A 3,417-nucleotide genomic window follows, 5' to 3' on the forward strand; every position below is an offset into this window, starting at 1 on the left:
ACGAAATTGGGTCTGTAGCTCAGTTGGTTAGAGCGCACCCCTGATAAGGGTGAGGTCGGCAGTTCGAATCTGCCCAGACCCACCAATTTTGTGTGGGAAACGCCTGTAGAAATACGGGGCCATAGCTCAGCTGGGAGAGCGCCTGCCTTGCACGCAGGAGGTCAACGGTTCGATCCCGTTTGGCTCCACCACTACTGCTTCTGACGTATGAAAGCTTAGAAATGAGCATTCCATTGAAAGATGGTGAATGTTGATTTCTAGTCTTTGATTAGATCGTTCTTTAAAAATTTGGGTATGTGATAGAAAGATAGACTGAACGTTACTTTCACTGGTAACGGATCAGGCTAAGGTAAAATTTGTGAGTTGCTCTTAATTGAGTATTATCGAATTTTCGGCGAATGTCGTCTTCACAGTATAACCAGATTGCTTGGGGTTATATGGTCAAGTGAAGAAGCGCATACGGTGGATGCCTTGGCAGTCAGAGGCGATGAAAGACGTGGTAGCCTGCGAAAAGCTTCGGGGAGTCGGCAAACAGACTTTGATCCGGAGATGTCTGAATGGGGGAACCCAGCCATCATAAGATGGTTATCTTGTACTGAATACATAGGTGCAAGAGGCGAACCAGGGGAACTGAAACATCTAAGTACCCTGAGGAAAAGAAATCAACCGAGATTCCCTTAGTAGTGGCGAGCGAACGGGGACTAGCCCTTAAGTGGCTTTGAGATTAGCGGAACGCTCTGGAAAGTGCGGCCATAGTGGGTGATAGCCCTGTACGCGAAAATCTCTTAGTCATGAAATCGAGTAGGACGGAGCACGAGAAACTTTGTCTGAATATGGGGGGACCATCCTCCAAGGCTAAATACTACTGACTGACCGATAGTGAACTAGTACCGTGAGGGAAAGGCGAAAAGAACCCCGGAGAGGGGAGTGAAATAGATCCTGAAACCGTATGCGTACAAGCAGTGGGAGCCCACTTTGTTGGGTGACTGCGTACCTTTTGTATAATGGGTCAGCGACTTATTTTCAGTGGCGAGCTTAACCGAATAGGGGAGGCGTAGCGAAAGCGAGTCTTAATAGGGCGTCTAGTCGCTGGGAATAGACCCGAAACCGGGCGATCTATCCATGGGCAGGTTGAAGGTTGGGTAACACTAACTGGAGGACCGAACCGACTACCGTTGAAAAGTTAGCGGATGACCTGTGGATCGGAGTGAAAGGCTAATCAAGCTCGGAGATAGCTGGTTCTCCTCGAAAGCTATTTAGGTAGCGCCTCATGTATCACTGTAGGGGGTAGAGCACTGTTTCGGCTAGGGGGTCATCCCGACTTACCAAACCGATGCAAACTCCGAATACCTACAAGTGCCGAGCATGGGAGACACACGGCGGGTGCTAACGTCCGTCGTGAAAAGGGAAACAACCCAGACCGTCAGCTAAGGTCCCAAAGTTATGGTTAAGTGGGAAACGATGTGGGAAGGCTTAGACAGCTAGGAGGTTGGCTTAGAAGCAGCCACCCTTTAAAGAAAGCGTAATAGCTCACTAGTCGAGTCGGCCTGCGCGGAAGATGTAACGGGGCTCAAACCATACACCGAAGCTACGGGTATCATCTTAGGATGATGCGGTAGAGGAGCGTTCTGTAAGCCTGTGAAGGTGAGTTGAGAAGCTTGCTGGAGGTATCAGAAGTGCGAATGCTGACATGAGTAACGACAATGGGTGTGAAAAACACCCACGCCGAAAGACCAAGGTTTCCTGCGCAACGTTAATCGACGCAGGGTTAGTCGGTCCCTAAGGCGAGGCTGAAAAGCGTAGTCGATGGAAAACAGGTTAATATTCCTGTACTTCTGGTTATTGCGATGGAGGGACGGAGAAGGCTAGGCCAGCTTGGCGTTGGTTGTCCAAGTTTAAGGTGGTAGGCTGGAATCTTAGGTAAATCCGGGATTCTAAGGCCGAGAGCTGATGACGAGTTGTCTTTTAGACGACGAAGTGGTTGATGCCATGCTTCCAAGAAAAGCTTCTAAGCTTCAGGTAACCAGGAACCGTACCCCAAACCGACACAGGTGGTTGGGTAGAGAATACCAAGGCGCTTGAGAGAACTCGGGTGAAGGAACTAGGCAAAATGGCACCGTAACTTCGGGAGAAGGTGCGCCGGTGAGGGTGAAGGACTTGCTCCGTAAGCTCATGCCGGTCGAAGATACCAGGCCGCTGCGACTGTTTATTAAAAACACAGCACTCTGCAAACACGAAAGTGGACGTATAGGGTGTGACGCCTGCCCGGTGCCGGAAGGTTAATTGATGGGGTTAGCTAACGCGAAGCTCTTGATCGAAGCCCCGGTAAACGGCGGCCGTAACTATAACGGTCCTAAGGTAGCGAAATTCCTTGTCGGGTAAGTTCCGACCTGCACGAATGGCGTAACGATGGCGGCGCTGTCTCCACCCGAGACTCAGTGAAATTGAAATCGCTGTGAAGATGCAGTGTATCCGCGGCTAGACGGAAAGACCCCGTGAACCTTTACTATAGCTTTGCACTGGACTTTGAATTTGCTTGTGTAGGATAGGTGGGAGGCTTTGAAGCGTGGACGCCAGTTCGCGTGGAGCCAACCTTGAAATACCACCCTGGCAACTTTGAGGTTCTAACTCAGGTCCGTTATCCGGATCGAGGACAGTGTATGGTGGGTAGTTTGACTGGGGCGGTCTCCTCCTAAAGAGTAACGGAGGAGTACGAAGGTGCGCTCAGACCGGTCGGAAATCGGTCGTAGAGTATAAAGGCAAAAGCGCGCTTGACTGCGAGACAGACACGTCGAGCAGGTACGAAAGTAGGTCTTAGTGATCCGGTGGTTCTGTATGGAAGGGCCATCGCTCAACGGATAAAAGGTACTCCGGGGATAACAGGCTGATACCGCCCAAGAGTTCATATCGACGGCGGTGTTTGGCACCTCGATGTCGGCTCATCACATCCTGGGGCTGAAGCCGGTCCCAAGGGTATGGCTGTTCGCCATTTAAAGTGGTACGCGAGCTGGGTTTAGAACGTCGTGAGACAGTTCGGTCCCTATCTGCCGTGGACGTTTGAGATTTGAGAGGGGCTGCTCCTAGTACGAGAGGACCGGAGTGGACGAACCTCTGGTGTTCCGGTTGTCACGCCAGTGGCATTGCCGGGTAGCTATGTTCGGGAAAGATAACCGCTGAAAGCATCTAAGCGGGAAACTTGCCTCAAGATGAGATCTCACTGGAACCTTGAGTTCCCTGAAGGGCCGTCGAAGACTACGACGTTGATAGGTTGGGTGTGTAAGCGCTGTGAGGCGTTGAGCTAACCAATACTAATTGCCCGTGAGGCTTGACCATATAACACCCAAGCAATTTGCGCTTAAGAGCCAGATTGCGGTGTGTGAAGACGAAACGAACCGAAAGTTCGATGTTCACAAACAC

The 3,417-nt window shown here is 50.9% G+C and carries 2 tRNA genes and 1 rRNA gene; all 3 read left to right on the forward strand.

The annotated features are described in order from the left end of the window. Nucleotides 1-8 precede the first annotated feature (8 nt). The 3 genes from ACIQVE_RS29070 to ACIQVE_RS29080 all read left to right on the forward strand — a co-directional run bounded on the left by ACIQVE_RS29070 (nt 9) and on the right by ACIQVE_RS29080 (nt 3,333). Nucleotides 9-85 (forward strand) — tRNA-Ile (locus ACIQVE_RS29070). Between the two features lie 30 nt (nt 86-115). Continuing rightward, nucleotides 116-191, forward strand: a tRNA-Ala gene (locus tag ACIQVE_RS29075). Nucleotides 192-439: 248 nt separating this feature from the next. Next, nucleotides 440-3,333: ribosomal RNA gene (locus ACIQVE_RS29080) — 23S ribosomal RNA — on the forward strand. Nucleotides 3,334-3,417 lie beyond the last annotated feature (84 nt).

Source organism: Pseudomonas sp. NPDC098747 (assembly GCF_044760045.1).
Lineage (GTDB): Bacteria > Pseudomonadota > Gammaproteobacteria > Pseudomonadales > Pseudomonadaceae > Aquipseudomonas.